General features: G+C 55.3%; 22 protein-coding genes and 1 tRNA gene. 19 read left to right on the top strand and 4 right to left on the bottom strand.

From position 1 onward, the window contains the following. Positions 1 to 12: 12 nt before the first annotated feature. Complete coding sequence (locus Q9R34_RS19390; RefSeq protein WP_485895854.1) at positions 13 to 942, top strand: HNH endonuclease; 930 nt, start codon at positions 13 to 15, stop codon at positions 940 to 942. A gap of 50 nt (positions 943 to 992) precedes the next feature. Here the strand turns inward: Q9R34_RS19390 and Q9R34_RS19385 are convergent, their stop codons facing one another. After that, the gene (locus tag Q9R34_RS19385; protein ID WP_485895926.1) at positions 993 to 2,681 is read right to left on the bottom strand and encodes a phage portal protein; all 1,689 of its coding nucleotides are present in this window, start codon (positions 2,679 to 2,681) and stop codon (positions 993 to 995) included. A gap of 88 nt (positions 2,682 to 2,769) precedes the next feature. Here Q9R34_RS19385 and Q9R34_RS19380 point away from each other — a divergent pair, with 88 nt between their 5' ends. From Q9R34_RS19380 to Q9R34_RS19345, 8 genes are all read left to right on the top strand, one after another. Further along, positions 2,770 to 9,639: an SNF2-related protein gene (locus tag Q9R34_RS19380; protein WP_485895852.1), complete on the top strand. Its 6,870-nt coding sequence runs from the start codon at positions 2,770 to 2,772 to the stop codon at positions 9,637 to 9,639. Positions 9,640 to 9,679: 40 nt separating this feature from the next. Continuing rightward, a complete protein-coding gene (locus tag Q9R34_RS19375; RefSeq protein WP_485895850.1) occupies positions 9,680 to 10,108 on the top strand; it encodes an olxA in 429 nt (142 codons plus the stop codon). A gap of 8 nt (positions 10,109 to 10,116) precedes the next feature. Beyond that, the gene (locus tag Q9R34_RS19370) at positions 10,117 to 10,365 is read left to right on the top strand and encodes a hypothetical protein (RefSeq protein ID WP_485895848.1); all 249 of its coding nucleotides are present in this window, start codon (positions 10,117 to 10,119) and stop codon (positions 10,363 to 10,365) included. 96 nt (positions 10,366 to 10,461) lie between these two features. Continuing rightward, entirely contained in the window at positions 10,462 to 10,719 is a 258-nt protein-coding gene (locus Q9R34_RS19365) for a hypothetical protein (protein ID WP_485895846.1), read from the top strand. A gap of 135 nt (positions 10,720 to 10,854) precedes the next feature. Further along, a complete protein-coding gene (locus Q9R34_RS19360; protein WP_485895844.1) occupies positions 10,855 to 11,445 on the top strand; it encodes a PDDEXK family nuclease in 591 nt (196 codons plus the stop codon). Beyond that, positions 11,446 to 12,000, top strand: a complete 555-nt coding sequence (locus Q9R34_RS19355) for a hypothetical protein (RefSeq protein ID WP_485895842.1) — start codon at positions 11,446 to 11,448, stop codon at positions 11,998 to 12,000. Continuing rightward, positions 12,000 to 12,299: a hypothetical protein gene (locus tag Q9R34_RS19350; protein WP_485895840.1), complete on the top strand. Its 300-nt coding sequence runs from the start codon at positions 12,000 to 12,002 to the stop codon at positions 12,297 to 12,299. Before Q9R34_RS19355 ends, Q9R34_RS19350 begins: the two co-directional genes overlap by 1 nt. Positions 12,300 to 12,441: 142 nt before the next feature. Continuing rightward, positions 12,442 to 13,722: a hypothetical protein gene (locus tag Q9R34_RS19345; RefSeq protein WP_485895838.1), complete on the top strand. Its 1,281-nt coding sequence runs from the start codon at positions 12,442 to 12,444 to the stop codon at positions 13,720 to 13,722. Positions 13,723 to 13,996: 274 nt separating this feature from the next. Here Q9R34_RS19345 and Q9R34_RS19340 read toward each other — a convergent pair whose 3' ends face one another. Then, on the bottom strand, positions 13,997 to 14,284 hold the full coding sequence (locus Q9R34_RS19340) for a hypothetical protein (RefSeq protein ID WP_485895836.1): 288 nt from the start codon (positions 14,282 to 14,284) through the stop codon (positions 13,997 to 13,999). A gap of 1,326 nt (positions 14,285 to 15,610) precedes the next feature. Between Q9R34_RS19340 and Q9R34_RS19335 the strand changes: the two genes are divergently transcribed. From Q9R34_RS19335 to Q9R34_RS19300, 8 genes are all read left to right on the top strand, one after another. Continuing rightward, positions 15,611 to 16,027 carry a hypothetical protein gene (locus Q9R34_RS19335; RefSeq protein WP_485895834.1) on the top strand — a complete coding sequence of 139 codons (417 nt, stop codon included), beginning with the start codon at positions 15,611 to 15,613 and terminating at the stop codon, positions 16,025 to 16,027. A 181-nt stretch (positions 16,028 to 16,208) separates the two neighbouring features. Continuing rightward, positions 16,209 to 16,310, top strand: a tRNA-OTHER gene (locus tag Q9R34_RS19330). A 139-nt stretch (positions 16,311 to 16,449) separates the two neighbouring features. Further along, positions 16,450 to 16,713 (top strand): hypothetical protein, encoded by a 264-nt coding sequence (locus Q9R34_RS19325; RefSeq protein WP_485895832.1) that lies wholly within the window; start codon positions 16,450 to 16,452, stop codon positions 16,711 to 16,713. 2 nt (positions 16,714 to 16,715) lie between these two features. Continuing rightward, positions 16,716 to 17,297: a Thoeris anti-defense Tad2 family protein gene (locus tag Q9R34_RS19320; protein WP_485895830.1), complete on the top strand. Its 582-nt coding sequence runs from the start codon at positions 16,716 to 16,718 to the stop codon at positions 17,295 to 17,297. Continuing rightward, complete coding sequence (locus Q9R34_RS19315; protein ID WP_485895828.1) at positions 17,297 to 17,695, top strand: hypothetical protein; 399 nt, start codon at positions 17,297 to 17,299, stop codon at positions 17,693 to 17,695. The genes Q9R34_RS19320 and Q9R34_RS19315 overlap by 1 nt, the downstream gene beginning before the upstream one ends. 481 nt (positions 17,696 to 18,176) lie before the next feature. Then, positions 18,177 to 18,461: a hypothetical protein gene (locus Q9R34_RS19310; RefSeq protein ID WP_485895826.1), complete on the top strand. Its 285-nt coding sequence runs from the start codon at positions 18,177 to 18,179 to the stop codon at positions 18,459 to 18,461. A 10-nt stretch (positions 18,462 to 18,471) separates the two neighbouring features. Next, positions 18,472 to 18,939, top strand: coding sequence for a type II toxin-antitoxin system PemK/MazF family toxin (locus Q9R34_RS19305; RefSeq protein WP_485895824.1), 468 nt, complete (start codon positions 18,472 to 18,474; stop codon positions 18,937 to 18,939). A gap of 460 nt (positions 18,940 to 19,399) precedes the next feature. After that, positions 19,400 to 19,807 carry a late promoter activating protein gene (locus tag Q9R34_RS19300; protein ID WP_485895822.1) on the top strand — a complete coding sequence of 136 codons (408 nt, stop codon included), beginning with the start codon at positions 19,400 to 19,402 and terminating at the stop codon, positions 19,805 to 19,807. 17 nt (positions 19,808 to 19,824) lie between these two features. Here the strand turns inward: Q9R34_RS19300 and Q9R34_RS19295 are convergent, their stop codons facing one another. Both Q9R34_RS19295 and parM read right to left on the bottom strand, forming a co-directional pair. Continuing rightward, a complete protein-coding gene (locus Q9R34_RS19295) occupies positions 19,825 to 20,361 on the bottom strand; it encodes a hypothetical protein (protein ID WP_485895820.1) in 537 nt (178 codons plus the stop codon). 2 nt (positions 20,362 to 20,363) lie between these two features. Next, entirely contained in the window at positions 20,364 to 21,491 is a 1,128-nt protein-coding gene (gene parM, locus Q9R34_RS19290; protein WP_485895818.1) for a plasmid segregation protein ParM domain-containing protein, read from the bottom strand. A 186-nt stretch (positions 21,492 to 21,677) separates the two neighbouring features. Between parM and Q9R34_RS19285 the strand changes: the two genes are divergently transcribed. Beyond that, positions 21,678 to 22,943, top strand: coding sequence for a hypothetical protein (locus Q9R34_RS19285; RefSeq protein WP_485895816.1), 1,266 nt, complete (start codon positions 21,678 to 21,680; stop codon positions 22,941 to 22,943). After that, positions 22,943 to 24,454, top strand: a complete 1,512-nt coding sequence (locus tag Q9R34_RS19280) for a terminase (RefSeq protein ID WP_485895814.1) — start codon at positions 22,943 to 22,945, stop codon at positions 24,452 to 24,454. Before Q9R34_RS19285 ends, Q9R34_RS19280 begins: the two co-directional genes overlap by 1 nt. Positions 24,455 to 24,464 lie beyond the last annotated feature (10 nt).

The following is a 24,464-nucleotide window of genomic DNA, read 5'->3' as shown; positions in this document are numbered from 1 at the left end:
AGGAGAGGAAAGATGATAGAGGTTGTTTTCCCTCCAGACATTAAAAGCTCTGAGTATTACTTGTTATGTGTGTCTGAGATAACTGAAACAGATTTGGAATTGCAGGGCCGCCTGAACGAAATATCTAATGATGTTGACGCAGCATGGAAGTTATTTGACCTGCGGGTGACACCAAAACAATTTCATATGTTTGAGGCCTTATTACCTCCAGTTCGTAAGCGTCGGCCTCGCAGGAAGAAAGTAGAAAATCCAGAGGGTGAACCAATGGTAGAGCCAGTGGTTGAGCCTGTTATCGTGGCGGGAGCGGCCTCTAAAGCCGACTTTGTTCGTTTATACGAAAGGTATATGCTTCTAGGGAATAAAGAGCCTAGGCTCGTTTATGATTTACTCAGAGCTGCATCGCATAACGTATGTGCGCTATGTGGCATTATTAAGGCAACATCATTGGATCATTACCTGCCAAAGGCTAGGTATCCAATCTTTTCAATAAACCCTAAGAATCTCGTTCCTGCATGTACTCCATGCAACACGATAAAAGGTGACCCGATATATCATAGTGAATCAGATCTTCATCTTTATCCTTATAATGATGATGCCAAGTTTTACAATACCGATTGGATTGATGCTTCAATCACAGTAGTAGACGATATGCTGAGTTTTGACTTTTTTCCCAACCCACCTGAGCACTGGTCAGAAATTGAAAAAGATAGGGTTAGAACTCACTTTAGGACTTTTGAATTGCACGATAAATACAAAAATAACTCAATGCAACTCATTACCAGTATAATGTTCAATATACGTAGGATATTAGTTGGGGGTGATTATTTAGAGGTTTCTGCTTACTTTTTAGATAATATGAAAGTTGTTCCTTGTAACTCTACATTCCGAATTATGTACAAGGCTGTAGCTAATGATATCGATATCTGTAGCGGTAATTTTTAGTTCCTATAAATCCCACCAGCATGCACTGGTGGGGCTTGGTGGGGCTTAAATCAATCGTTAGATGACGTCACATATTTTGCAAACGCCACCAGTTCTTCATGTGTCCAGCTGGCCGGGTCATCATTGTCCGGCGCAGACTCGTTCATCATGCTGCTGCCGTCATCATTCTCGCTGGCCGCCTTGTCCCGGCTTTTGGTAAATTCTGCGAGCATTTTATCCAACGTTCCACCATCCATCTTCAGCTGATCGCTGAACAGGTAACGCATAAACGTGTCGTTTTCGGCCAGCTTGTTGTTGGCTTGCAACGCGTCCATGACCTGCACCATCAGCGTGATAAAATTGGCGCGGGCGTCCAGTTCACGGCTTTCCTCTTCCTGAATGGCTGTGTTCATGGAGTTAAACTGGACCGTATACGGCCGGTCGTTGACCGGGTACACCTTGCCGTACTTGAATGCCAGGTGGATATCAATCAGGCGGTAAATCATTTCCTGCGCTGCCTGGCGCAACCACTGTGCCCGCAATGCCGCCTGAATTGCCGTCTGAATCCAGCCACCTTCCCCGAGTCCGCCCGCCATCTGGTCAGCCCATCCCAGCATTGTTGAGTCGATACCCAACGCGGCGCACAGCTGGCGCAGGTGAAACATCACGTCCTCAATTCCCGTAATGTCTGCCGGTATCGACTGCGTATCAATGGTAATGCCGTTTTTGCCTTCACCCATCACCGGAATCACATGGTTCATGACCGTGGGCATGGAGTTCCCGTTGACCGCTTTCTTCTGCAGCGCTTCGCCGTGGCGCTTGAGCGTCTGCGAGACCGCGCGCGTATAGTTGGCCCCCACGACCGGATCAAGCGAGTTGGTCGTGAGCGCGATCAGACGGTCGATTTTGGCGGCGTTATAGCGCGTGGCTTTCAGCGCATTCAGTGCACCAACCAGATTCAGGAACGGTTCATACGCGTGCGCCAGGAAGCTGGTGCCGTAGTTCTGTGTTTCTGCGACTTCCTTGTTTTCCTCCTCTGTCAGCAGCGAATAGCCGCGGATGCCCGCCGTCACCGGCTGCACGTTGCGCGTCGGCGTCCAGTACGGGTTTTTCATGGGTACCAGTGACCATGGGGAAGAGAGCGTGCGCGTATGCGTGTCCGGAGACAGCACATAATCCCCGCCAAAGCCCACCAGCTGATCGCCTTTGTAAAACTCCTGGATGAAGTAGGGCAGCGAGTAATACGAGTTTTCCAGGCTGGTTATCCCTTTGCCTGACCGGGCGTATGGCCGCACGTAGGAGACGCCGAAAATAGCCATGGTCATGGCAAGGGACGGCAGGTGTTTGTTGATCATGGCTCCCAAATCGTCCTGCAGTTCTTTCGCGCGTGCAGCGCCTTCTTTGTCGGACGGATCAACCGCTTTGATGCAGAAAGCCAGCCCGGTTTTTTTGTCCGGCGCGAGCGCGTGGCCAATGTGGATATTCAGCGCAGCGGAGCACGTCGGGCTGTTGGCCATTTCTTCCAGAATGGCGTAGCGCTGCAGCCGGTCCAGCGGGAGTTCCGCGCCGAGATACAGGCTGTCGCCGGCGGTGGTTAGTTCACCCGGACTATCCGCGTTATAGGCCAGTGCGGCCGCCAGCCCGGAGCGGGAAACAACGACGTTTTGCCCATTGGACCACGCGAGATTATCAGGCACATCCGCGCCGGCGCCGCGAAACGCCTGCCTCAGCGCCCCGAGTACAGAAAAGGCCTTATTCATCTTTGCCAAAACATTAACCCTTAAAATTACAAATTATTTAGAATTGAGAGTTTATAGGCTTTGTGCAATCTGAAGATAAGGGTTATCGGTGGAAATATCGGCTAATAAGGCTGTACAGGAGGCGGGGTCGGTCGAGGATCTGATCCGGCTGGTCATGCGACTCCACAAACAGCGAACCGTCGTGGCGTTTGGCGTGACAAAACAGGAAGGCGTCAGCCTGCAGCGCGAGCGCCGCAATGCGAACGACGCCGCGGTAAAGCTGCTTAACTCGCTGCCGCAGGGCTTTGATGGCAACAAACTCACAGACGAACAACGCCGTATCCTCGCCGGCTACAGCGGTGAGGGTGGTCTGGAAGGGGGCGGTGGCAGCCAGTATGAGTACTACACGCCGCCGTTTATGGCGGAGGGCATTTGGGATCTGTTTTCCGATTACGGCATTACCGGCGGGCATATGCTGGAGCCGTCCGCGGGAACTGGCGTTTTCCAGGAAACCAAGCCCGCCGGCGCAATGATGACGTCGGCCGAAATCTCAGACACGTCCGGACGCATTAACCAGCTGCTGCACCCGGAAGATGACGTGCGCCTGGGCGCTTTTGAGAAGCTGGCCGCTTCGGTGCCGGATAACAGTTACGATCACGCTGTGGGCAACGTGCCGTTTGGCGATTCCCGCACCGGCTTTGCGGAGCTCGATCCGGCGTACCGGGATGAAACCAACGTCGGCCATTACTTTGTGATGCGCACCATCGATAAGGTGAAGTTTGGCGGGCTGGTGGTGCTGGTGGTGCCAAACGGCATGACCGACGGCGGCGGCAACAACAAAAAGCTGCGCGATCGCGTTTCCCGCGTGGCTGAGTTCCTGGGAGCGCACCGCATGCCGTCCGGCACCTTTGCCGAAAGCGGTACCGCCACTGTGGTAGACGTTTGGGTGCTGCGCAAGCACACCGAGGCGCTGACGCAGCTGGTGCATGACAGTGATGAACAGTCGCTTGAAGCTGCAAATGTGCTCTGGCCAACGTTCATCCGCGGTAAGTGGTTTGAAACGGAGGACCGCCGCTTTGTTCATGGCGAAACTGAGCGGTCAGACTTCAACAACATCCTGGTGGTGAAGAAAGATGGCCAGCTGACCAACGCAGCGATGAAGGCGGCACTGTCGCGCCGTTTTGACAGCCGTATCGACTGGGACCGGCTGGGCACGCCGGCTGCTGTCTGGCAGTCACCGGTTGAGGGCGATAAGCGCCTGATGGCGGGCGTCTGGCATACCTTCGACGGCACACGGTTCATCAAAGACGCGACCACGGCATCGAGCGGGATCGACGCAAGCCGGTTCGGCGTGGCGTCATTTGGCGACCTTCAGACGAAAACGCGCACAATCAACGGCATGCTTTCGCTGGACAGCCGCGCGCTGTATGAAGCCAGCGTTGAATATCCGCATCTGTTTGACGATCGCATTCACGCGGCAATCCGGTTTGCCATGCAGCAGAAGCCGGGGCACCGCTGGCGGGTAATGCGCGCCTCCATCATTGGCCTGCGAATTAACGACGCGCTGAACACGCAGATGCTGGGTGGCGACGCCAGCGGCATCATCGCGGATGCCGCGCGGCTGGTAAGCGAAGAGGTTGCACAGTACGGCACGCCGAAAGGCCTGAAGCTGGCCGGGCTGTCCGACGCCAGCGCCAAAGGCTGGCTGAGTTTTCAGGCCAACGTGTCCCGCGAAGGCGATTTATCGGCGCTGCTGACCGGCACCATAGACCGCTCTGAGGCCGTGGCGGTGTATTTCGCCAATCCTGAGCAGGTGGTAGCGCACCTCTTTAGCGATGTTGACCTTGTGCCGGTGGCGCTGGCTGCATTCCGCGAGGCCTTCACCGGGGAGCTGCCGGCAGACGATGACGCGCTGCTGGCCTATCTGGCCACGTTCCCGGAAATCGCGCTCGATGGAAACGGCAACGTCACGCCAATGGCGCGCGCCACGAGCGGCAACATCCGCGGTAAGATTTCCCGCCTGGCGGCGATGATCGACGCCGCGCAGGACGGCCCGCAGAAACAGAACTATGTTCGCCAGCTGGAGACCATCAACGCCAAGCGCAAGCACACGCCGATTGAGGACATTACGGTTAACCTCAACGCCCGCTGGCTGGACCGCCGCCTGATCAAAGAATTTCTGATTGAGCAGGGCTTTGATGACTTCAAATACACGCAGGATCTGGAAAACGAAAACGGCTACCTGACCGCTGAGGACAACTACGCGGGCAAAGACGGCGTTTTCTCTGGCTATCAGGTGCGATCTGTCACCAGCAAAGGCGGTGTAACCGAGTTTAAGCGCGCCAGCTACAAAGACGGTTTCTACAACCAGCTGGAGAACTACCTCAATGGCGTGAAGCCACGCGGTGTTAACGCGAACGTCTATCTGAAGCGCATCAGCGACCTGGAAGCCCATTTCAACGACTGGCTGCGCACGCATCCGGACGTGGGCAACGTCGTTGATGACTACAACGACGCGTTTAATGGCTATGTGCCGTTTGAACATTCGTCTGCATCGCTGGGCCTGCAGCAGATCAGCGGAAAGCGTATCCCGCTGAGCTACCAGAACGCCGAAGTACGCCGCCTTTCGGAAGATGGCCGCGGCATCATGGGGTTCGGTACCGGGCTGGGCAAAACGACAACGGCGCTGGCGCTGGAAGCCTACAACTACGAGGTGGGGCGCAGTAAGCGCACGGTTTACGTGGTACCAAAAGCGGTGCTGCAGAACTGGTACCACGAAGCGCAGGGCTTCTACAGCGCCGAGGCCTTCCAGAACATCCTCTTTGTGGGGCTGGATGAAGTCCGCGGCGAAGATGGCCAGATCATGCAGGCGCCGGAGCGCGACGAAAACAACGAGCAGAAGCTGGATAAAGACGGCAATCCGGTAATGCGCAACGTGGTGAAAGAGTCCGCTGCCGCGACCGTGCTGGAGCGCATGAACATGATCCCGGTCTCCAACTATCGTGCTGTGGTGATGACCAAAGAGCAGTTTGGTGATATCCCGCTGCGCCCGGAGACGATTGAGGAAAACTCCAGCCAGGCAGTCTTTAACCAGATCGAGAATGGCCGCACGGACCTGATGAAGTCCACGCACCGCGCCGCCACCTCGCGCAACAAACTCCGCGATAAAGCCGCTGACACCGGCACGAAGAAAAAGAGCCAGATCCCGTATTTTGAGGATATGCACTTTGACAGCGTGATCGCAGATGAAGGCCATAACTACCGCAACTCGCACAGCGCCGGGCGCGAGGCGGGCCAGCTGGCGTACCTGCCTAATCCGTCAGTGTCCAAAATCGCCCGCGATATGGCCGTCAAAAGCCAGTACATGATGAAGAAGTACAACGGGCGCGGCGTGGTTATGCTGACCGCAACTCCGCTGGTTAACTCCCCGATTGACGCCTTCAACATGCTGTCGCACGTCGTGTCGCTGGATGAATGGAAGGCAATGGGCATCCTGACGCCGGATGACTTTGTGCGCGTGTTTGGTGAAACCGAAACCGTGACGGTGCAGAAGATTTCCGGCGATTTGGAAGATAAGCAGGGGCTGGTGGGCTTTAAAAACCTGGATGGTCTGCGCGGCATCTTCCATCGATGGACCACGCTCAAATCTGCCGCTGATGTGAAAGACAGCGTGAAGATCCCGGGCCTGGATGAAAAGACCGTGGGTGTGCCGATGACGCGTGACCAGCAGGTGCTGTACGAAGAGCTGCGCCAGCGCGCCAGCCGCATCGGACAGAAAGAAAGCCTGCAGGACAATGGCGACGGCACGGTATCTATCGTCCAGAACGATGATGACTTTATTTTCTCCGTTATCCGCGACATGGATAAGGTCGTCATTGATCCGGACCTGTACCGCTCCGCCATGACGTTCCGCTTCCGTGAGGAGGACGTGGAACTGGCGAAGCAGGTGGCACGCGCTCTGCCGGGCGAGGCGGGCGGCGAACTGCTGGCCAGCGACGACGAAGAGACGGCAGAAGATGCTGAAACCGGCCTGACCGATACGCGCACCAGCAAAGTGGTGAAAACCACGCTGAAGAACCGCGGGGGCGTCGTGGAGCTGGTGGTTAGTGACACGCTGGAGCAGCAGGTATTGGATGCCATCGCTGCTGCCGGCATCGATATGCAAAACGTCTCTCACCCGGTACCGCCGAAGTACGCCGCACTGATTGAGAACCTGAAAACGGGCCTGCCGGACGGTAAGCAGATCATCTTCATGGATGAAAAGACACAGCACAACAAGCTGCGCCGCATTATCGCCAGTGCGCTGGGTCTGCAGGAGCAGCAGATCGGCATCATCAACGCGACAACGGTGGCCAAAGCCTCCGGCGTGAAAGTGAAGCCGGTTAAAAAGCCGGTGGAGCCGGTGGAAAAAGCGGACGGCAGCTTTAAGGATGGAGCCTGGGATAAATACTATCAGGAGCTGGCGCGCTATGAAGATTACCAGGCCGCGTTGAGCGATGCGTCACTTGCCGGGATGGAAGGTATCGCCGCCGATTACAACGAGGGCCGTACGCCGATAATCATCTGCAACAAAAAGGCTGAAGTCGGGATCAACCTGCACAAAGGCACCGCTGACACGCACCATCTGACGCTGCCGTGGACGCCGGCGAGTATCGATCAGCGAAACGGGCGCGGCGCCCGCGTGGGGTCCGAGCGCGACAGCATGCGCGTGCACTACTACTGCGGCAAAGGCTCATTTGACGAGTTCCGCCTGGAAACACTGCAGCGTAAGAAGAACTGGATCAACGACGTGATGAAATCCAGCGTCTCCAGTATCAAAAACGGTGATGTGGAGTCGAAGGAAGAGCAAAGCCTGCTGCTGGCCGCTAACCCTGAAGAGCGCCGCGCGCGCGTGGATGCACAGCTTAAAGCGAAACGTGAAGCCGAGCGCCAGCAGGCCGAACGTGAAGCCACTGCGGCGCTGGATATCTATCTGAAGGCAAGCGTAGCAGCCGCAACGCCGGTTGAGACTCTGGAAGCGAGCATTTCCGAATTATCAGACGCTTTTGACGCCATAAACGGGCAGATCGACGAGCTGCGACAGGCAGTGTCAGACGCTGAGGCGGCCTATAACCGCGAAGTGGAGCTGTACGGTAAGCGGTCGGCTGATAACTGGCGCGGACAGGATCGCCGCACAGCGCGCGCCAGCCTGCGCTCTGGCCTGGAGAAGCAGAAGAAGCTGGAGCAGGAGCTCAATGCCGCGCGTAAGGCGCTGACGCGCTCTAAAAGCGCCGCCAGCACCATCAAACGCTCACGCGGGGAAGTAGAGCGCGCCATTAAAGCGGGCGCGCTGGAAGTCGATTCTGACGTGCTGCGCGCACCTGAGCAGTACATGAGGCTGACCGGTGGCCAGCTGGTGCGCATCGGTGCGTGCTACGAAATCCTGCTGGACGACGATCTCAGCGATAAAGGCGTTTTCCTGATCCGTAAATTCTTCCCGGAGAAGGGTACCGTCGAGGTGGAGCTGATCCACAAGCCGCTGCGCTCTTACTGGGGGCCGGAGATTGGCACGTTTACCGAAATGCCAGCTGCGCACGTTGGCGATCGCGTGGATATCACTCTGGACCAGGCAAGAATGCTGCAGCTGGCCGCGAAAGGTATTGAGCCGGTGGCGCTGACAGACAAGCTGAGCCGCGCTGACTTTTACGCCGCTATTCGCGCCGGCGTAATGAACGTGAAGGCCGATGCCTGGCTGTACCGCGACGACGCCGGCGCATTGCAGCTGACCTATCTCAGTAAGGGGATCGCCGCAACCGACACCATCAAAGCTGAGGCCTGGATTTACCCTGACCACGACGACGAGCAGCTGAAGCGCGAGCTGTACCAATACAGCGTCCTGAAGGGCACCTATTCCGCGCAGGGCGTCTTTAAAGCGGCGTTTGGCGGGCAGTACGATCTGGCCATGCAAAGTTATGGCGCGCAGGCGGGCATGGATGATGCCGTGAAGGCCTTTAACAAGCTGGTGGCTGATTTTGAGGCGGCCGATTCAGAAGGGCGCACCGTTGCCGGCGCAACCGATAAAGAGGCGCGCGCTTACTACTTGGGCATTCAGGATGTGCGCCAGTATTGGCGCTCTGTTATCGGCCTGCGCGCATTCCGCGATGCCATGAAAGGCTTCTCCAATGCCCGCGAGTATGAGGCCATGTACGACCAGCTGCGCACCGCGCTGGCTGACGGCAAGCTGCTGGCCATCAAATCGCTGGCAGAGCACTATGCGGCTGCCGCGCTGAGCCAGTTCACCGCTCAGACGCCGGAAAGCGTTCAGGCAGCCATCGCCACGCTGCTGGACCAGTCAAAATGGAGTGTTTTCTCCGATCTCGATAACGCGGCAACCGTGGCGGATTCCTCTGCTGCGCTCTACATGCGCGCCGGCGTCACGCTGGGGGCGTTGGCTGAGTCTGAAATCAACGCGGCAACCTTCACTTCCTCCACCCTCGTTAAAGGGCACATTGCGAGTATCTACGCACACCTTGAGCGCATGGAGAAAGGGGAATACAGCCAGCTGGCACCTACCTGGCAGGACTACAAAGCCCTGATGACCGGCAAACTTTCACCTGCAGACCTGGCGGCGCGACGGGAGGCGGCAGCGGTCCAGGCCGCCAGCGCGGCCGCCGTGGTGCGCACAACCGAAACGCAGAAGCAGGCGGCGGGCTTCCAGGTACTGAAAAACGAGCTGGAGCTGGTGGCCTCGCGCAAATGGCGAAACCGCACTTTCAAGATCGACTTCCCCGCGGGCGGCGCCTATGTGCTGACAGACACCAGCGATAAGCCGGTACTGAAGCGCAAAGAGGTGCGCGACCTGATGAAAGAGAAGTACGGCGCGAAATTCTGGAACTTTGAAGAAGATCCGGTTGCCGGCAATGAATTTACGCAGCCCGCGTGGCTTATCCCGTCCTCACACGATCTCGACGCGCTGCGCGCCGATATTGAAAACGCCTGACGCCAACTGAATAAGGAGCGGCCCGAAAGGGCCGTCTGACATGACGACATTGATCGACACCATTAAACCGACTGAATCCTACATCGAAAGCCTGCTGCCGCTTGCCCTGGACGGCCGCACGGAGGAAGCCTACGTTACGAATTATCTGGAAAACCTGGTCAAGCGTGCAGGCAGTAACCGGTTTGCTTATCGGGCGTTCGGGCCATGGTGGCCCGCAGTTAAAACTCTCCTTCTGGAACATGCTATTACTAAATTTGGGCAGGTAGTCGAAAGCGATGTAGCCGAAATATACTCACTGTCCCGGCCAGCCCTGACGGTCATAGCAGCGCACCTGTATGCCGACGATCGTACGGAAAACGATGCAGTGTACAGTGCGGCCCACCTGCTGCCCGTTATGCAATCAGCGGACGATACGGAGCCGTATTTATACGTCAGTTATGACGAATCCATTGAGAAGCGCAGACTTTAGGAGTTTCCGTGCCACGAATTAATAAGCACATCAAGCAAGAGGAAATTGAGCACTATGTCAGTGCAGCGGGCGCACTGCTGCAGTTTAACCGGACCCTGGGCGTATTTTACGTGTACGCCGCTGAGGACAAAGATACGTGGGCATGGGTGATTAATCCCTACACAAAGGAGCGCGTCAGGCGGCTACGGGAGCTAGATAAAATGAGCTGGTATGTGGCTCTGGACGAAGCCATTACGCGCCTGAAAAACGGCGCTTAAGCCGCGCCACGCACGAAAAATGACAAAAACTTTAGTAATAAGTTGACTGAAATAGTTAAACCATTTAGATTTCACAGCGCAGTTTAAGCAGCACAAATGAAAAAGCCCGACCATAAGGCCGGGCTTTCACAAATTACAGGGGCTCTGTTTGGCGACGTGCGCCCCTGTACACAACAGAGAAAATATAACATGAAAAGTTTTGCGCAGCGCGATTTTGTTAATTCCAGCGTTACTCAGTCTGCTGGTGAAGAAAACGGCTCTATATCTAATACTTTGGGCAAATTTGTGACACTTTGCCTCAGCACAATCGGCGTAATTTTTAGCCTTTACTTCGTATATCTCGCGCACCGCTAATCCGATAAAAGCCTGTATTTACTATCTTTAGAAAGAAGTAAGTTACAGGCTTGTTTTTTGACGCCCGAGCGTTAAAAATACCCCCCAACAACAAACCTCTTTAGAATACATAATCATTGGTGATCAACTCAGGACATGCGTGTTAGTGAAGAGTGGTATCACTCCTACAGTCAAAAGAAAAAAACGCGCAGTCAGTCAGGGAAGCAGGTGGCTCCAGAAAAGCCCGGTCGTGCAGGAAAGGCACTTGACTGGTTAGCACCGGTTAAAGCGTTATCCGCCCACGCGATAGCACTTGCGGCCCTCGCAAAAAAACCTGAAAAGCGCAAAGGCAAGCAGGAACATTACGATCAGGTCCAGATATTCGACCATTTCCACCGTTCTGACAGCCACATCTACGAACACCTTTATGCCATACCAAACGGAGGATTCCGTTTAAAAGCGACAGCTGCCGCCATTGAGGCAGAAGGCGCTAAACGCGGATACCCGGATATGGGCCTGGAAATCCCCGCAGGCGTCTATCACGGGATGCGCATCGAGCAAAAGCACGGGAAGCGTATGCCTGCAGAGAAGCAGGTGGAATGGATGCGTCGCCTCGCCGCACAGGGCTTTTATGTTCTGCTGTCTTTTTCACCGGACGAAACGATCAGAGTAATTAAGCAGTATGTGGCGCTGAGACCTGGCGAAGGTATGCCAGCGCATGAGAATGACGAGTTCTGGAGTGAATAAGTGCTTTTTGATGCGAATTTTTTTACCGGGTGCCCTACGTTTCAGCACTATGCGCGTCGCTCCAAGACGCGCCAGAGCTTAGGCACGGGGCTATCGGTTTTTGCCGAAATGGCTTTGAGTACTGGCATGTTAAAAGTGCCGAAGGGGGACTTCATGACGCAGAGCGGCATGAGCGAGCGCACGCTGAATTATTACGGCGGCATGAAGGGCATTAGTTACATTTTACGAAAATCATTTATAGAGGGACGCGCAGGCATGACAACGGCACAGGTTGAAGGTTTAGGCAAAATTGGAATCGGTGCCATTGAGTGCGGCGTAAGGGCGGGGCAGTATTTTAGCTATAACGACGCCATGAACCGCCTGAACCAAAACCTGAATCTGGCCGTGCGGCGTGCCGGGTGGCCAGTGGGGCATTTTGTCATGGCTGAAGCAAAGGCTGACAGTAAGCGCGGTGATACGCTGCCCCTGAACCTCTTTCTGGCCAACGGCAGCACGCAGCCCTATGTGCCGGGCCTGCCGGATTTTGAGATCAACGACTGGGAAGAGGTCAGGTGATGGGTCAGCACAGCCGGCTGCACTATTACACGGTCTGTTTTGCCGGCGAGAACGGCAAAATGCGATCCGGCGTCATCAAGTTGCCCGTTCGCCAGGTCTCACGTCCGGCCCTGGAGCAGGTGCGCGAGGCGCTGGGCTTTGATGAAAACGCGGTACTGGTCTCACAGAGCCACCTGGGGCACATGACGCAGAAAGAGTACGAAACGGGCCAGGTCAGCCCTATGATCAAACTCATGCAAGCCTCGCTAATTTTCGTCACTTTCGCCGCACTGGCCGGCGTGTACTTGTTAATCCGCTAAATCTCCACTGGCGGGGGCATCAGCCTCTGCCAGCCCGCTGCACCCTTCCAAACAGAAACGATAATTCTAAACAAATAAATAGACAGTGGATAATTTCACGTTAGAATCTGCCGCAACTGTAATCCCGATTCTAAGGTAAATTATGTCCGCATCCCTTTCTCTGCAGCAGCCGTCAGAATGTCCTGTAAGCGATGAAGTCCTCCACGCCTCGTTCGTAAGCGCCTTTGGCCAGCTGGCCATGATTGACAAGCGTCTGAAACTGGACGATCTGGATCGACGCGTGCTGAATAACTGTATCTCCGCGCTGGAACAGCTGCAGATTGATTTTGGCGTGCGCCTGAATCATGAAGCCGATACCTACAATGCGCTGGTGGACATGCTGGAGAACGCGCAGCAGCAGCTGGCCAGTCACTCTGCGCTTCATGCAGAGATTGCGCACATCCGCCAGGAGGCGCAGAACGCCATTGAGGAAGCGGTGCAGGCCGCAAATTCCCGCGCAATGGAGGCGGAAAACCTCGCTATTAACGCCAACAACAAGCATGACCAGCTGCAGTCTGCGCTGACAACCTCACAGCTGGCGCTGACTACGCTGGATCTGGAGTTTGCCCGCTACAAGAGGCGCTACCCGGAGAAGATGGCGAAAGACATTCTGGACCGCGACAAGACCATTTCTCAGATGCGTGCGGACCGTAAAAAGGAGAGTGCCTTACGTCAGGAGCTGCAGGGCAAGCTGAACATCGCGGACAAAGAAGTGGGTAAAGAGCGCCGCCAGCGCGGTGAAATTACGCAGGATCTGATTAAGACCACAGCGCTTTATGACCACCTCAAAGAGCGCGTGGAGTTTCACGACGGCCGCGAGGATGTTGTTCAGTTCCTGCTGCAGCTGCCCGACGGCAGCGGCGACGTCGGGTGTTACATCTACAACTTCCATTTCGGCCTGAGTGTGTTTCACGGCATCAAGGATATCTCCATCGAGACCGCCAATTTCCACTTCCAGATCCGCACGGCCGTCATGCTGGCAATGGACGTGGTGCCGGGCATATGGGGCAATCCGGTATTCCGTGTGCTGCCGGAGCTGCAGGGCATGTGGGATACGGCCATTAACGACGAACTGCATGAGCGCATCATGAAGCGACTGGCGCTGGACTTCCCAATCCTGCATAAGCGCATCCTGGATGGCAAAGCCGCGCCGGCATCGGAGCTCGCTATACCGGCGCGCGCGCTCACCGCGCTGACCAAAGCCGGCTATGAAACCGTGGCGGACGTGGGCGGTGAGCTGCCGTGCGAGCTGGCGAAGGTGAAGGGGATTAGCGAGGCGACAGTAGCGGAGATCCGCGCGGCCGTTAACAGCTGGTGTATCGACTGGTCGAAGCGCAACGGCGACATTGAGAACATCAAAAACCAGACGGTAAAGCGCCGGTAATCTCCCTAACAAACCACACAGAAACAAAGATGGTAAATCTAAAATAAATTACCATTTTATTTTGATTGTTTTCGGGCGATTGTGTACATTTCTCCTCGTTCCAGAGGCGTGGTTACAATCCCTACTTCCATCCGGGCTAGACGATAAGTTTTTGTTTAGCCTGCTTTTTAGGAACGTCAGCTTTAAGCGTATTCCAGAGTGCGTTTAATGCTGAGTGGTAGATTTTTATGCCCGCTAGTCTGCGGGCTTTTTTTCAGGTTTAACCGTGAGCGCATTAAGGTGCTTTCACGGTTAGATCGGGAGAACTAACGGCGAGGCAAACGCACTGCAAGTCTGGCAGGTATTTTCCTACCTTTGTGATGCAAGCGGGCAGGTTGACCAGACGCTTAAATGCCCGCGCCGGATTATGCACCGGCACAAATTCAGCATGAGTAGCGAAGAGGCCGAGGGCAGAAGTTGTTAAATCCGCCGCCGGTACAAATTCAGCCCCATGCACCAGTTCGTAACGGGCCGCCCCCGGTTTTACCTTTTCCGGGTGTGTTATGAGAAGGGTGAACGGCATGTAGCCCCTCCTGTCACGGCAGTGAACGCGGTTTTGGACTACCCCGCGCATAGAACGCCCCGTGAGGCTTAAACATGTTCCCGCCTGATCCTCGTAAGGGATCTTCATTTGTGAGCGTGCTGGCCATCTTCCGTTTTCCTGGCGTTTGGCGGATTAACACAGCGTCCAGCGCGCTCACAAATGGGTATCTGGTGCGAAGCAGTGATATTCGCAACGGCAACGGCGCTCATTTTCCGGAGCTGTAGCACCAGTGCTCATTACCGACACGTCAACACCAGGCGTCGTCCTGTTTTCTGGCTAATTTGGCTGGTGGCAGGAGCCGAAACCGTAACCGGCCGTCTGCTTCACGTACGAAGCACACAACTGAAAGAGCGCTGGCATGCAAAACAATTTTCGCAGCCGTTGCAGTACCAAAAGCCAGGATGGGGCGGCAGAAACGCGGTAGTGCTCTTTTAGTTGTGGTGATCGCTTTAACACACCGTACGAGAAGTGGAGACGCAATCCACGGGCGAAAGCCTTGTCTGCGAACTGACGCAGGCGGCCAGCGATGGGCTGCGACGGCATGCGGGTTTAAATCCCGCCTCATTGAACAATCGCGCCAGCGGAAAACACGATCACAGCAACCGTTTTATGGTGGCGTAGCTCAGCGGAATGAGCGCCCGGCTTTGGCTCAGATGCACGGGAGGTCACTGGTTCAAATCCAGTCGCCACATCAAGATTGAAAAGGCCGGTATGTGCCATTGCCAGCGATCCCTGCTGGTGGCCGAAAGTGGGGCATGCGGGACATGTGGGTGCGGAGTCAGGGCGTTTAGTTACCTTTTCGTCTATTGGTTATCCGGTTAACACAGAATGTGCCAGCCAGCGGTTATGCAGCTATTGCAGGTTGAGCGCCTGGGCGATTAGTTCTGACAGCTGGAAGAGACAGCATTCCCCTAAGAAGGACGCATTATGTCGTTATCAGAGTTTGCTGCAGAGCACCCGCTTCTTACCGTGATATACGCGCTGGTGGCCATCTACGCTATCGAGACGTTTATCAAGGCATGGCGCAGTGGCTCTAAAAAGACACGCCGCAAGTAGCAACATAACAGGAGAAAGCATTGAGGCTGTGTCAGCAGCCATCCAGTGAGACCAAGTACATTTCCCTGGCATGGCAGTGCTTTCTTCGTTGTGGTGCATTCGCAGTGCTGCTGCGATCGCAAGACTGGCCCCCGCTTCATTCCGTCGCATACATGGGGTTCTGCCGCCAGTAACCAGGTTGACCAGTCGCTTGAGAGGTTACTTGCCGGGTATGGCACCGGCCGCCACCAACATCAACAGGGAACAGACATGAATACAGCACCTGAAAACGTAACCGGAAACAGACGCATGCATGCAGCTTTGCAGTTAAGCCTGCAGCTGTATCTGAACATGCCAGGCGCACAGATTGTTTTTATCACCGCTGAGAAGATTGCCGCGGCCAACCGAGCCATGAAACAGCTTTGGGCAGCCGCTGCCGCGAGAAACCCGCAGCTGTCTCATAAATTTTCGCACTGCAAACACGCAGGCCTGGTTGCCTGCAGCCGCTCTGCACACTGGAGCCTGTTTCTGTGCAATTACAGGGCTGGCAATGAGGCCGCGCTGGCCGGATTTTGCGGGGAAAAGCTGACGTTCGTGGTGCATGGATGGGAACAATTGTCGCTGGTGGCCAGAGAGATAATTCAGGCATCATTAACCGGACAAGACAGCCAACTGATCCGGATGTAATGACCATGAGTGCCAGTAAGCGAGACCCTTTTAAGACCGTCATGAAGATTATGGAATTTGCCACATTCCACCTGCTGCTGAATGCAGGGCTGTTTGCCGGTCATAAATGGCTGATAGCACACCTGGCCGCAGGCTGATACAGACCAACAGGTAAGAGCGCCGGTAGTCGCGCTTTTACCGTTGTGTTGTAGCTCAGAGGAAGCAGCACCCGCTCTATTTAATACCCCGCAGGGGCGTGATAGGGACAAGCGGGAGGTCGCCGGTTCAAATCCGGCCAGCACAGCACCCTCATAAACCGCCCGGCGTGCTGCCGGCGGCGGCCATAACCATCCAGTGCGCACCCCGCGCCGGAATTAATCAGGTGAACTTTGATCACCGGCAATCGCCGGGGATTCTGCACGCCTGCACGACAGAGAGAGAGCATGAAAAAGATCGCATTACTGAGCGCGCTGCTGGCCGGCGCCAGCTGGGGTGCCCGCCGGCAGCCAACCGTTCCGGTACCGCAGGTAAGAGCGCTGCAGCTGGGGGATCTGACTCTGCCCGTTGTGCAGGAACAGATTGAGCGCAATATCCGACATCTGGCCACCAGCCTTGAAGAGGCGCAGCAGCAGCGTCAGCTGGAACGACTCGCAGCGCAGCAGCGCAGAAGAAAGGCACAGCAGCGCATTAGAAAGAGGGGCTTTTAATTATGATGACCGCTCAGCGTCTTAACTTTGCTGTGAGCAGCCTTGCCGGCGCGAACGGTAACTTCGTGGGTGACTGGCTGCTGCTGTTAAACACCATCACGCGCCTCGGTTATGAAGTTGCCGAAACGTCAGAAACAAAGAAAGGCTGGTCAGCCACAATCAGCCGGGGTGGCCTGGCTTCAACGGGATATGGCGAGTCGCTTAACCATGCGGCGTGCATGGGGCTGCTGAAGTTGCACAGCATCGTCATGGACAATCAGGCCAGGATGGACCGTGGCGAGCTCCAGTTTCGGGAGAACAACGCGCCGCTTGCCGTCGCGCAGCTGTGGCTGTCCGAAGGGTGTAAGGTCTCGCGCGAAGCGTGGGGCGGCAACGTATTCCTGAGCCTAAACAGGGGATGCACGCGCGCTGAACTCAGCGGCCCGGATATGTACGGCGTGCCGGCGAAGTATTTTGACTGCGATCCAATGGCATCAGTAACGGTCATGCCGCGCTTCGTACTCACTGATATCGTGCACCTGACAACGGCTGACTGGACGCCTGCTGCAGCGGACCTTCTGGCGAGCGACTGGAGGCTGGTGTAATGGAGATACTGAAACTCAAAGGCCTAGAGCTGCTGGGCTGGCGCGCGGAACGCTGTCAGATCACGTCGGTAAAGTGCAGTCACGGCGCTGCGCTATCCGGCCACCAGCAGTCGGCTATGACCGTCACCGGCGTCATTACGCTGGAGCTCCGCAAAGACTGCAGGGTGTCTTTCAGCTGGAAAGCACAGCAGCTGGTGGAGCAGAACGGCGCAACCGGGAAATTTATCTACAGCGTGGATATGGGCGAAGGGGCAACTGCAGAAGGGCTGATTTTTGTGGATGAAGCCGGCGACCGCCTGCCTCTGTCTAATTATTGTCAGGTAATTCATCGCCTTGCGCGTTACAGCGTCACCAACTGGTCAAACACCGTCAGTCACTACCTGAAGAGCCTGTACTGATGCGTATATCAAAAGTATATCTCCAGTTTGACGAAGTGATATACTTTTGATATCTTAGCTGGAGTTATGAAGCACCGTTAAAACTGAAAAACTGAAAAACTGAAAAACTGAAAAACTGAAAAACTGAAAAACTGAAAAACTGAAAAACTGTAAAGCTGTAAAGCTGAAAATCGTAAAACTGAAACTTAATACTGAAACTTAATGTTGGAATTGTAAAAAGCGAGAAAATACATGAACTTAACCATAGGAAAAGTTGGATCAAAGCAGTCCACATGCGCTGCCAGCAGAGTAATGCAGGCATCCGCACACATTAGGTCCGTCGCCATAGATATAGAACCGACGGCACCTGCCAATAAGATATAAGTCTGGCGCAACGTCTGACTGTCTAAGCGTGATTCCGGCCTCGAAAGTGTTTTTATCTCTTTTCCCTTTTGAGCAAGCTGCCCGCTTAAAGCTACATAAAAGATATCGGAGTAACACAATGCAAAATTCTGCTGAAAAACAAGCACATAGCTTTTTATTCAGATTGAAACGTCAGGACTCACCCACAGGCATCAGTGAAGAGACAATGAATCTGCTGATGAATGGGCTGGGACTGAGCCAAACAGATGTTGCGCATCTCGCGCTGCGAACGCTGGCGGATAATTTTCTGCCGACCTATCAGCCCGACGATGAGCAGCTAACGCCAGCTCAAATCCAGATCATCCGCGAAGCAAGTAAAGCCAGCGAGATACCGGAGGAGAGTTTTATCAATAGACTGTTCTGATGGAGATAACATGACAGCTCAAAGTTCAAATAGCTCGACCTCAAACCCTTTTCACCCACTGGCCACGCCTGGTTCGATCGTGTGGTGTAAATTTCCAAACCATAATTTGCCAGGCGTTCCGGCCAAGTTACGACCTGCCTTAGTGCTGGCTAACGACCCTAAGAACCATGCTGTCATCGTTGCATATGGAACCTCCAACACAAAGAAGTGTTATACCGGAGAGTTCCGCATTCTAAAAACCGATCCTGACTTTGCTGTTACTGGACTTCAGCACGATACGAAGTTCGATATGGCACACACAGTACAATTATTCTACACAGATGAATGGTTTGCCCGCGCACCAGCGCACAGGACGACCATTCCACAACCTGTAAGCCCTGCGATGGGCACCCTGACGCCTACTGCAATGAAAGACGCTAAAAGCGCGCATTTAGCTCTACAGGCGAAGCACACCAAAACAGCCCCAAAGAAAAAATAGAGAGCAATGCCCCCTATGGGGGCGCTTTCTTCCAGCGACTCCGGTCCAGCACATACCCCGCCAGGAAGCATTCCAATCCGTTCTAACTCACTACAGCCAGAGCGTCAGTAGATCAAAAGCTGACGTCAGGCTTTTGCGCCTGCTGGTCAGGGCGGGAAAAACTCTGAAATCTAAAATGCCCGACTGGATTCCCCTGAGTTACAGCGCCCAAAACCTCTATTTTGAGTGGATCTGTTTACTGCCGTTATTTTCCTGTCAGCTGGTGGCCTGTATGCCCTGATAACCGGCGGATGCGGCCAAAAAGTCCTACAGATAAGCCCGGCGAATACGGCCGGCACATCTTGCCATGACTGGCACTTGCCACGCTCTGAATAAGAAAAGTCTAAAATGACGATTTTGTAATCCCTGCTAATTATGCAAACTTTAGAATTACGCGCATTGATATAACGCGGAGTCCTACATGCAGAAAAGAGTCAGCAGTGTAGAGGTGGCGGATCTGCTTATCAGGCAGCAGTCGTACATGACGGTTGCGCAGATCACCTGCCTCGTTCAGGAGGCCTATCCCGATATGCTGGTCAATACCGGCATTATCACCAACATCCTGCGCGTCTTTGTCCAGTCACCCTTTGCCCAGTGCAACGTTCACCCTGACGCGTATCCCCGGCAGTATCACCTCAAGGCTATGAACGGCTATATCTTCAAGGTTCGCGGCCGCAAAGAGGTCAGTTACGACGGCCTGCTGGTGGAAAGCGCCACCAAACAGGCGCGCTACGCCAAAGAGCAGGAGCAGCGCTCTTTATGCATGTTGGCCAGAGAATTGATGGACAGGTGTCAGCGGGTAAGAATGGAAAAAGCCCCGCTCAATTGAACGGGGCCGAGGCAGGTTTAGCTGGTCTTGTTCGGTCTGTGCCGCTGCAGCTTTGAGGCGCTGGCAGGGATAACAGCTCGTGGACCGTTCTCTACGCGTCGCGTCGAATTATCATCATCATTGTGTATAACCAATGGACGATCATCTTCGCTGGCCGGCTCTTTGACTGCTGGCGCCGGCTGAGGCTCTTCTGCAGCTGGTGGGCTTGCAGGCTGAGCGTCCGGTTGTGGGGCTGCCTCCTGCGCTGGTGGAGCCTGTACGGGCTGAACAGCTGGTGTCTGGACAGATTCACCCAGCACCGCGCTGATAAGCGTCAGCAGCCGCTGCAGACGCTCACGTTTGGTCATGGCCAGAAACTTCTCGCCGTCGTTCTCTTCCAGCAGCGCGACAATAGGGCCGAGGCCCATTTGATCTACTGAATAGCCCGCACGAATGACGTTCAGCACGTAAGCGCGCTTTGAGGCGTTCGTTTTAAGGGAGTTGTATTCTTCCAGCATGGAACTGGTGAACAGGCCACCATCTTCCAGACCGTTGAGTTTTAAAATCTGACCCATGTTTAAGCCTTATCGTTGGTCCGGCTACGAATGTCGCTTACTGATGCAATTTCGTTAAGCTCTGCGCGGATATCCGCCTCAGATGCAGTCAGCGCCATGTATACGCCGCGCGCGATAGCCATTTCAGGGTTTTCAGGAACCACTACAACGTCGTGCCAGTCAGCAGTGTGATCGGTCAGACCCGGCATCTTGCCTGCGATGTAGTTAGCACCGCCGCCAACAACCAGCACAGCGTCAATATCACGGGTGTTACGGTGCAGCGCCCGGACGTCCTGCCAGATTTTGTCTGCCAGTTCCTGCGCCGCCTGGTTAACCACGCCAGTGATATCGATACGCTTGTCTTTGGCGCTTTCCAGACGTGAACCGATGTAGCCCTGACGGATAATCGCATCAATGCTGTCAACGCTCAGATCGGATGCACCGAAGGATTTGCCCAGTTTGGTTTCCAGCTCCGGCAGCAGAGCGTGAACACGTTCAATCATCTTCTGGACGCCGTGCTCATAGCTCGCTTTGCGGACCGGCATCAGCTCTGAATCGACCACCGCGATATCACAGGTGAAGCGACCTAAGTCGATAACCAGCGTTGACTCAGCGTTAACCAGTTCAGGGAAATCAGCCTGTGCAGAAACCACGGCAGGCACGGCTTCAGGGAACACTTCAACGTGGACGATGCGCGCAGGTTCGCTACCGTCGCGGAAGTTGGTCACAGGCGTTTTAAGGCTATCCACTTTCTCTTTAATGCGCGCTTCGTTGATGACGCCAACAGCGCTGTAGAACTGATTCACCGGCAGCGTTTCACCGATAATCACGTCACGGCCGCCGAGGCCCGCGCGGAACAGCGCATCAGTAATCAGCACGCGGTGCGCAGGCGATACCTGATAGTCAGGATCACAGGTGTCATACAGGTCGTAACCTTTCTTCATGACGGTGTAAGCGCGCTCTTTGCCGGAGGTGTCGGTAGTGAGCCAGGTAGACAGAGACTCGCCAGCAAACGTCTGCTGGTGGCCCTCATGAATCAGAGAAGGCGTTACTGAGGTAATCCATTTGCCGGTAGCTTCATCAACATAGGTCAGCGCAACGTTACCAGACCCTGCATCAACTGCTACTAAAACTGCTTCATTCTTAGCCATTTATATTTATCCAGTGGTTTATTTCAAGTACAAGTCGAACCTGAAATTTACCATACAGTCCTTTTTTGTCCATATAAAAAGACCTAAATCAGCCCCGTATGCTGTCATAGTGATCATTAATGTGATCATCGAAAATTACAGACTCCTTACCATCCCGGTTTATTGGCCTCATTTGAACGATAAACCATGTCCAAAGTTAACTGGGATGAACACCGCAGGGCTTTCGTGCTGCAGAAGGCGGAAAGCGGCATAACCGTTAAGGAGTACTGCGAGTACTACGGCCTGCCGTTTAACACCGCCCGGCGTGAACTCAATGGTAAAGCGCTGGCCGCCATGCGTGATCAGGCTGGTGATCACAATCATGATCATTCGGGTGATCACGCTTCTGATCATCAAAATGATCATGGTCCGCACGGCGACCTGATCATCAGGCGAAACGGCCGCAAAACCAAGCACAGCGCGGCTTTGGAGGGTGTGCTTGAACCGCGTGATGACGCAGCAGCGCAGCCTGGCGCAGGCAAAAAGGCCAATGCTGCACATGCCAAAAAGATCAGAAATGCCGGTGAGCAGGAAGCCGGGCGCCCGCAGCACACCCCGAAGCCCCGCGGCGAGGGCAAACCTTTTGAAGAGGCCCACGAAACCAAGCTGGTGGCCAACCGGCGCGGCTATCCACGGCCGCAGGATTATGAAGCAGCGCTGGAGGTGCTGGGGGAAGGCGTAGAGGCCAGCGCGGCGACGGCACTTTATGACTCACTGGCGCATATGCAGTTGCTGAAGCGCACTACGGAGCGAGCGGTGGCGCTGTTTGAGCAGGAAGCGCTGAACATGGCCAACGGCAAAAAGAAGGATGACGACGACGGCGGCGGTGGCGGGCCGCACCCCATCCTGAAAATGACCAAGCTGATGATAGAAGTCGGCTATCTGGTCAATGACCATGCTACCCGCGTGGCGTCGATCGCCTCCGGTACCGATAAGAACCGGCGCGAGAACGAGAAGCACGCGCTGACCCATAACGCTGCAGACGTTATCAGCCAGGCGTACGCGCTGCGCGACGAACACGACTGGGATCTGCTGCAGACGGCGGAGTACATCGAGCAGCGCGGCATCAAGCTGCCTGAATCGCTGGCCAAGCGTCTCGATAACGAGCTGAAGAATGCTGAGCCGTCAGTAGATGACAGCACGCAGATAAGCGAGGAGGAGCTGGACCGCGAGGCTCGCCAGTACCGAGAGAATAAGGCCGGGCAGGAGGCAGATGTTGCAGAGCGCCGGCGGGCCGTCGCGGAGCTGGTGGACAGCGGCAACTATGGCGACCATACCGTTACCGGCGAGCGCAGAGACGGCGAATCGGACGTTGATTACAGCAACGCGGATATCGACTTTTCCGCCACCAGCGATCTGTATGGCGAAGATTTGCCGGATGAAATCGCCGTCCTTCCCGGAGACGATGACTGATGGCCGGGAAGAAGCGCATCAGGCGCGTTACCTCAGACCCGCGCTGGCGCGACATGGTGATCCGCTACCGCTATAACTGGGCGCTGGCCGTCGTGGAGCTGTTTGGCATGCAGCCCACCTGGCAGCAGGATCTGATACTGGATTCAGTGCAGGAGATAGGGAGCCAGACCACCGTTACGTCCGGGCACGGTACCGGTAAATCATCCCTTACGGCCATGATGCTGCTGGTGTACATGATCATGTTCCCGGACGCGCGCGTAATCATCGTGGCCAACAAAATCGCGCAGGTTAAAACGGGCGTATTCAAGTACGTTAAAGAGTACTGGGCAAACGCCACCAGGCGCCATCCGTGGCTCCAGAACCATTTCACGCTGACGGACACCATGTTTTATGAGAAGTCGCGTAAGGGCATATGGGAGGTGCTGTGTAAGGGCTACCGCCTGGGCAATGAGGAAGCGCTCGCCGGCGAGCACGCGGCTCACATCCTGCTGATTCTCGATGAAGCGTCCGGCATCAGTGATAAAGCGATCGCTATCATGCGTGGTGCGCTGACAGAGACCGATAACCGGATGCTGATGCTGTCGCAGCCCACGCGGCCAAGCGGGTACTTTTACGACTCGCATCATACGCTGGCCAAAAACCCGGATAACCCGGACGGCTTCTGGAATGCCATTGTGCTCAACTCAGAAGAAGCGCCACACGTCACCCTGAAATTCATCAAAGAAAAGCTGGTGGAGTACGGCGGGCGCGACTCGCTGGAATACATGGTGAAGGTGCTGGGGCGCTTCCCGCGCAACGTCAGCGGCTATCTGCTGGGGCGCGACGAATGTGACCGCGCAGCACGCCGCAAAGTATACTTGGAGAAGGGCTGGGGCTGGGTGGCCACCGTCGACGTCGGTAACGGCCGCGATAAATCCATTCTCAACATCTGTAAGGTGTCCGGGCAAGGCGATAGCCGGCGCGTGGTGCCATTTAAGATGCTGGAAATGCCTGGCACGATGGACCCGATAGCCTTCGGTGACTTCATTGCCAACGAGTGCACCAATGGCCGCTATCCGGGCATTACGATCGCAGTGGACAGTGACGGCGTTGGATCGGACACCGCGACGCAGCTGGAGCGCCGCGGGCGCAACGTGACGCGCATCCGCTGGGGTCAGCCGGTGTTTTCCCGCAAACTCAAAGAGCGATTCATCAACCAGCGCGCGTGGGCCAATATCATGGCCGCTGATGCGATCCGCTCCGGGCGCATGCGTCTGGACAGTTCACCGCGCACCGCAGAACAGGCGTCCAAGATACCGTATGGCATGAACGAAGAAGGGCGCATGTACATGTTCAGGAAAGACGTGATGCGCCAGAAACTCAACATCAAGTCGCCAGACCGCTGGGATACCTACTGCTTTATGTTCCTGGCCAGCTATCGCCCTGCAGACGAGGATATTGGCAGCGACATGGAAGAGTTCCGCGACAGCAAGCTGAAGGAGCTGGAGGACGTAGACGCGCTGCTGGCGTGACCACCAGCAA

It is taken from the genome of Enterobacter sp. BRE11 (genome assembly GCF_031844285.1).
GTDB lineage: Bacteria > Pseudomonadota > Gammaproteobacteria > Enterobacterales > Enterobacteriaceae > Pantoea.
This window is presented reverse-complemented; position numbering and strand designations above follow the sequence as displayed.